The 5,476-nt window shown below is 70.7% G+C and carries 5 protein-coding genes, 1 tRNA gene and 1 pseudogene; 2 read left to right on the top strand and 5 right to left on the bottom strand.

From position 1 onward, the window contains the following. The 3 genes from VGE38_RS04195 to VGE38_RS04185 form a co-directional block, all read right to left on the bottom strand. The coding region (locus VGE38_RS04195) for a hypothetical protein (RefSeq protein WP_331141279.1) at positions 1-478 on the bottom strand (478 nt) is incomplete at its 3' end. Positions 479-689: 211 nt separating this feature from the next. Continuing rightward, a tRNA-Pro gene (locus tag VGE38_RS04190) sits at positions 690-763 on the bottom strand. 74 nt (positions 764-837) lie between these two features. After that, positions 838-1,827 (bottom strand): metallophosphoesterase, encoded by a 990-nt coding sequence (locus VGE38_RS04185; protein ID WP_331141278.1) that lies wholly within the window; start codon positions 1,825-1,827, stop codon positions 838-840. Positions 1,828-1,853: 26 nt separating this feature from the next. Between VGE38_RS04185 and VGE38_RS04180 the strand changes: the two genes are divergently transcribed. Beyond that, on the top strand, positions 1,854-2,315 hold the full coding sequence (locus VGE38_RS04180; protein ID WP_331141277.1) for a GatB/YqeY domain-containing protein: 462 nt from the start codon (positions 1,854-1,856) through the stop codon (positions 2,313-2,315). A gap of 27 nt (positions 2,316-2,342) precedes the next feature. Here the strand turns inward: VGE38_RS04180 and VGE38_RS04175 are convergent, their stop codons facing one another. Next, positions 2,343-4,778, bottom strand: coding sequence for a transglycosylase domain-containing protein (locus VGE38_RS04175; RefSeq protein WP_331141276.1), 2,436 nt, complete (start codon positions 4,776-4,778; stop codon positions 2,343-2,345). 221 nt (positions 4,779-4,999) lie between these two features. Here VGE38_RS04175 and VGE38_RS04170 point away from each other — a divergent pair, with 221 nt between their 5' ends. Then, positions 5,000-5,278, top strand: a complete 279-nt coding sequence (locus tag VGE38_RS04170; RefSeq protein ID WP_331141275.1) for a WhiB family transcriptional regulator — start codon at positions 5,000-5,002, stop codon at positions 5,276-5,278. Between the two features lie 16 nt (positions 5,279-5,294). On the opposite strand, the pseudogene VGE38_RS04165 reads toward VGE38_RS04170, so the two are convergent. Then, positions 5,295-5,476 (bottom strand): annotated as a pseudogene (locus VGE38_RS04165) (ArsA family ATPase); the annotation flags it as partial.

The raw sequence follows: 5,476 nt of genomic DNA, 5'->3' as shown, positions 1-5,476 counted from the left end.
ATGGGGGGATGACCGCGGTGTCCTCAACGCCGTCCGAGATCTCGTCCGGCTGGTCCGGGACCTCGATGATCGCCGTGTCCTCGGCAACGGCCGTGTCCTCGGTGTCGTCCACGACGACCGGCGCGGGAGTGTCCTCGACCTCGACCGGGTCATCGATCGGCGGGACCACCACTGTGGGCTCGTCGTCGGGCTCGGTCGTGGCGGTGGTCGCCGCGGCGCTGGTCTCCGGTGCGGCCTCCGGGACGGGCTCGGATGCGGGCTCGGCGTCGGACGTCTCGACCTCGGCCGATGCCTCCACCTTGGTGCCGACCGTGCTGGCGTCATCAGACTTCTCGCCCCGCACGAGGGCATCGAAGTCCTCGGCGGTGGGGGTGGTGTCGTCGGTGGCGGGCCCCTTGTCCTTCTTCTTTCGCTTGAAGAGGCTGCCCAACGAGGGCATCTCCAACGACGGGCCGTCGCCCAAGTCCTTATCTGCCATGGCGGGCAGTCTGCCAGATGGGCCGGGCACGACGAGGCGAATGTCCAGCGGAGTGTGCAGCGAGATTCACGGGCCCATGCGCCGTTGTGTGTGGGCTCCGGGCAGCTGACCGGGGCCCGCCTGTCACGGCGTACGACCGTGTCGTTGGTGATCGCCTTGCTCAAATGCCGCGAGGCCCGGACCCATGGAGATGGATCCGGACCTCACAATGTCGGGCTGACAGGATTTGAACCTGCGGCCTCTTCGTCCCGAACGAAGCGCGCTACCAAGCTGCGCCACACCCCGATCATGATCCCGGCAGAGCCGGGCTCACAAGCACCGGAGCATACCGGAGCAGCCGCCGCCGTCCGAATCGGCACTCACGCCACGGACGCCTCGGCGGGGGCGAGCGTCAGCAGCGTCGCCTCGGGCCGGCAGGCCACCCGGATCCGGGCGTACGGCGAGGTGCCGACCCCCGCGGAGACGTGCAGCCACGAGGAGTCCGGATCCCCCGCCCGCGACGCTGCAGGGTGGCGGTGCAGGCCGCTGGCGCGGGCCGGCTCGAGGTCGCAGTTGGTCGTCAGCGCCCGGCTCCCGCCGGGAACGGGGAGCCGCACCTGGCCGCCGTGCGTGTGGCCGGCCAGGACGAGCTCGTAGCCGTCGGCGGCGTACTGATCGAGCACGCGCAGGTACGGCGCATGCGTGACTCCGACGCGCAGGTCGGCGTCGCGCGGCGCCGGCCCGGCGACGTCGGCCAGCCGGTCGTAGCCCAGATGCGGGTCGTCGACGCCGGCGAACGCCAGCCGTACGCCCGCGACCTCGAGGGTGCCGAACCGGTTGGTCAGGTCCAGCCAACCGCCACGGGTGAAGCCGGCGACCAGGTCCGGCCACGGCAGCGGGGGCACGTCGGTGTGGCGGTGGCCGTCGTCGGGGAGGAGGTAGCGCAGCGGGTTCCGCAACGTCGGCGTGAAGTAGTCGTTGGAGCCGAGCACGAAGACCCCCGGCACGTCCAGCAGCGGGCCGAGCGCGTCGAGCAGGGGCGGCACGGCGTCGGCGTGCGCCAGGTTGTCGCCGGTGTTGACGACCAGGTCCGGACGCAGCAGGGACAGCGAGGAGAGCCACGCCAGCTTCCGCTCCTGGGTCGGCACCAGGTGGAGGTCGGAGAGGTGCAGCACGCGCACCGGGTCGGCCCCGGCGGGCAGGGCGGGCACGGTGACGCGCCGCAGGGTGTACTGCCGGGCCTCCCACAAGGCATAGCCGGTCAGCCCCGCTCCGGCGAGCGCTCCGGCGGCCGCCGTACGGCCGAGGAGGCCGGTCAGGGCGCGCGAACGACCGCGGGAACGGCTGCCGGAAAGGGGGGAGTGCCGCATGCGGCAAGGCTGCCACAATGGCCCGCATGAGCACTCTCAAGGACCGTCTCCGCGCCGACCTCACCACCGCGATGAAGTCGCGCGACGAGCTGCGCGCCGCCACGCTGCGGATGGTGCTCACCGCGGTCACCAACGCCGAGGTCGCCGGCAAGGAGCACCGCGAGCTGTCCGACGACGACATCCTCACGGTGCTGTCGAGCGAGGCCAAGAAGCGCCGCGAGGCGGCCACGGCGTTCGCCGACGGCGGTCGTGAGGAGAGTGCGGCGCGCGAGCGGGCCGAGGCCGAGGTGATCGCCGACTACCTGCCCGCACAGCTCTCCGCCGACGAGATCGCCGGCCTGGTCGCCGCCGCCATCGAGCAGACCGGCGCCGCCGCCGACGGCATGCGCGCCATGGGCAAGGTCATGGGCGTGGTGACGCCGCAGGTCAAGGGCCGCGCCGACGGTGGCGCGGTCGCGGCGGAGGTACGCCGCCAGCTCGGCGCCTGACCGGTCCGCCGGCCGACCAGCAGGAACTCAGTCGTCGTTGCCGCGACCGTTGTTGCCGTCGCCCGCGTCGTCGTCACCCGGGCCACCGAAGTCGACGTCGAGATCGGGGATCTCCGCCGTCGCCGGCGCCTCGGTCCCCGCCGACCGCTTCTTGCGCTTCTTGGGCTGTCCCTTGGACGGGTAGATGAGCACGACGCTCTTCTCGACCGCGGTCCCGCTGGGGGAGGTGTAGGCCACCAGGCCCTTGCGGACCGGTGAGCGGACCGAGCTGGCGACGCTGACGTTGAAGCCCGCGTCGCGCAGCCGCCGCTTGGCCTCGTCGACGCTCATGCCGCTGACGTTGGGTACGTCGACCTTGTGGCCGTTGACGATGTCGGACGGCGGCTTCACGAAGTCGATGGGGTCCAGCCGGTCGTCGATCTCGTGCATGGCGTCGGCCCACATCGGGCCGGCGAAGCCGGAGCCCGAGGCGGACTGGATCAGGCGCCCTCCGATGACCTGGCCCTTGAGGCCCATCGGCTGGCCCACGGAGTTGGCGCCGGCGATCATGGCGGCCGCGGCGACCTGCGGCGAGTAGCCGACGTACCAGACTGACTTGCCGTCCTGCGTGGTTCCGGTCTTGGCGGCCGACGGGACGCGCTGCCCGGACGCGTTGCTGAGGTCGGTCCGACTGATGTCGTACCCGAAGCCACCCGGCTCCTGGACGCCGCGGAGAACGTCATTGACGGCGTCGGCGACGCCGTTGGTCATCACCTGCTGGCAGCTCGGCTCGTAGTTCTTCACCACGTTGCCGTTGGCGTCGAGGATCTGCGTCACCGGGCGGGTGTCGCAGTGCAGCCCGCGGGCGCCGAAGGTGGCGTAGGCCTCGGCCATCTCCAGCGGGCTGACGTTCGCCACGCCCAGGGTGAAGGAGGGGATCCGCTCCGCGCCCGGCCCCGTGGGCTGGGTCAGCTTGATCCCCATCGCCTTGGCGAGGTTGAACGGGTCGCACAGCCCGGTGCGCATCTCGAGCTGGGCGTAGAAGGTGTTCACCGACTCGCGCGTGCCGGTGTAGAGGTTCTTGATGCCGCTGGTCGTGGAGTTGCCGACCTTCCACTCGCCGACGAAGTTGCCCTCACCGGGGCAGTTGGCGAAGTCGGACTGCTGGAAGACCATGTCACGCTTGGCGTTGATCGTGGTGTTCAGCGCGATGCCCTGGTTGACCGCGGACGCCAGCACGAAGGCCTTGAAGGTGGAGCCGGCCTGGAAGCCGGCGGAGTCGCCGTACTCCTGCGGGACGACGTAGTTGAGGTAGGTCTGCCCCTTCTTCTTGCTGCGGCCCATCGGGCGGGACTGGGAGAGCGCGAAGAGGTTGCCGGTGCCGGGCTCCACGACGGCCAGACCGCCGATCGCCTGGTCCGTGGGGTGCACGTGCCGCTCGACCGAGGCGTCGGCCGCGCGCTGGTCGCCCAGCCGCAGCGTCGTCTTGATGGTGAGGCCGCCGGAGTAGAGCAGCTTGCGGCGCTCCTCCGGCGTCTGCGCGAGGGTCGGGTCGGAGAGCAGCCGGCGTACGACGTAGTCGCAGAAGAACGGCGCGGAGGAGTTCACGCAGCCGTTCTGCGACTTCTGCACGTCCAGCCCGAGGTCGCTGGCCTTGGCCTCCTCGGCCTTCTGCCGGCTCACGACCTTGAGCTCGGCCATCCGGTCCAGCACGACGTTGCGTCGGGCCAGCGCGCGGTCGGGCGCGTTGGTCGGGTCGTAGCCGGTGGGGTTCTTGACCAAACCTGCCAGCGTTGCTGCCTGGGTCAGGTTGAGCTTGCTGGCATTGACGCCGAAGTAGTGGCGGGCGGCCGCCTGGACGCCGTGCGCGCCGTCGCCGAAGTAGACGGTGTTGAGGTAGCGCTCGAGGATCCAGTCCTTGGAGTACTTCTGCTCCAGCGCGATCGCGTAGCGCAGCTCCTTGATCTTGCGGGCATAGCTGTCGTCGGTGGCGGCCTTGCGCTCCTCCGGCGTGGTCGCCTGCGCGAGCAGCGTCTGCTTGACCAGCTGCTGCGTGATCGATGAGCCACCCTGGACCACGCCGTTGTTGGCCTGGTTGGTGAGGAAGGCGCGCAGCGTGCCCTTCAGGTCGAGTGCACCGTGCTGGTAGAAGCGGTAGTCCTCGATGGAGACGATCGCCTGGACCATGACGCGGGAGATCTGGCCCAGCGACCGGTTGACGCGGTTCTCGTCGAAGAGGGTGGTGATCAGCTTGCCCTCGGAGTCGACGATCCGGGTGCGCTGGGCGAGCTCGCCGGTGTCGAGCTCCTCGGGGAGGTGCTCGATGCTGCGCGCGACGTTGCGGGCGCCGATGCCGGCGACCCCCGCGAACGGGATCGCGAGACCGGCGACCACGACCCCGAGGACGGCGGCCACGGCGAGCATGACACCCAGGTGCGGGAGCAGCTGCACGGCCGGCACTCGGTCGGCGGGACGGTTCGGCATGCGGCCAAGGGTACGTGACGCCGGCTCCCGCGCCGCGCCGGCGCAACTGGGCCTCGGGTCCCAGGATGGCACTGCCGGGCTAGTCATATGGGACTAGCGAACTTGGGTCGAACAGGTCTAGGCCATGCCTGCCGTGGCGCTTTACGTTGACACTACGGGTTGCCAGCGGCGGTCATCGTGGGGACAGACACCGCTGGCAGAGAACAACATGGGGACACAACATGTGGGTTGAGGACTGGGCACCGAAGGCCGCCTGCCGGGCGGCGGCGCCGGACGAGCTGTTCGTACGAGGCGCCGAGCAGAACAAGGCCAAGCAGGTCTGTAGCGCCTGCCCGGTACGCACCGAGTGCCTGGCCGAGGCGCTCGACAACCAGATCGAGTGGGGGGTCTGGGGCGGGATGACCGAGCGGGAGCGCCGTGCGCTGCTCCGCCGGCGACCCAACGCCAGCTGGCGCACCGTCCTCGAGGCTGCGCGCACCGAGCAGGACGCGACCGTCTGACGTTCCTCGGGACGTCTCAGTCCTGGGCGAGCAGCTCCCCGATCCGGCGCAGGCCGTCGAGGTCGTGGACGTCCTCCGGGAGCGCGGGTACGACGGTGGTCGGCACCGAGGGATGCGCCGCCGCGAACCGCTGCCGGAGCTGCTGCTCCCGCTCGACGAGCCGGATCCGGTCGGCGTGCAGCCGCAGCAGCCCGGCCG

Source organism: Nocardioides sp. (assembly GCF_036405735.1).
In the GTDB taxonomy this organism is placed as follows: Bacteria; Actinomycetota; Actinomycetes; order Propionibacteriales; family Nocardioidaceae; genus Nocardioides.
This window is presented reverse-complemented; position numbering and strand designations above follow the sequence as displayed.

What these genes read in the sequence shown, in the direction of transcription:
- VGE38_RS04185 (WP_331141278.1), bottom strand. Translation starts at nt 1,827, where the DNA reads ATGCGGCACTCCCCCCTTTCCGGCAGCCGTTCCCGCGGTCGTTCGCGC.
- VGE38_RS04180 (WP_331141277.1), top strand. Translation starts at nt 1,854, where the DNA reads ATGAGCACTCTCAAGGACCGTCTCCGCGCCGACCTCACCACCGCGATG.
- VGE38_RS04175 (WP_331141276.1), bottom strand. Translation starts at nt 4,778, where the DNA reads ATGCCGAACCGTCCCGCCGACCGAGTGCCGGCCGTGCAGCTGCTCCCG.
- VGE38_RS04170 (WP_331141275.1), top strand. Translation starts at nt 5,000, where the DNA reads ATGTGGGTTGAGGACTGGGCACCGAAGGCCGCCTGCCGGGCGGCGGCG.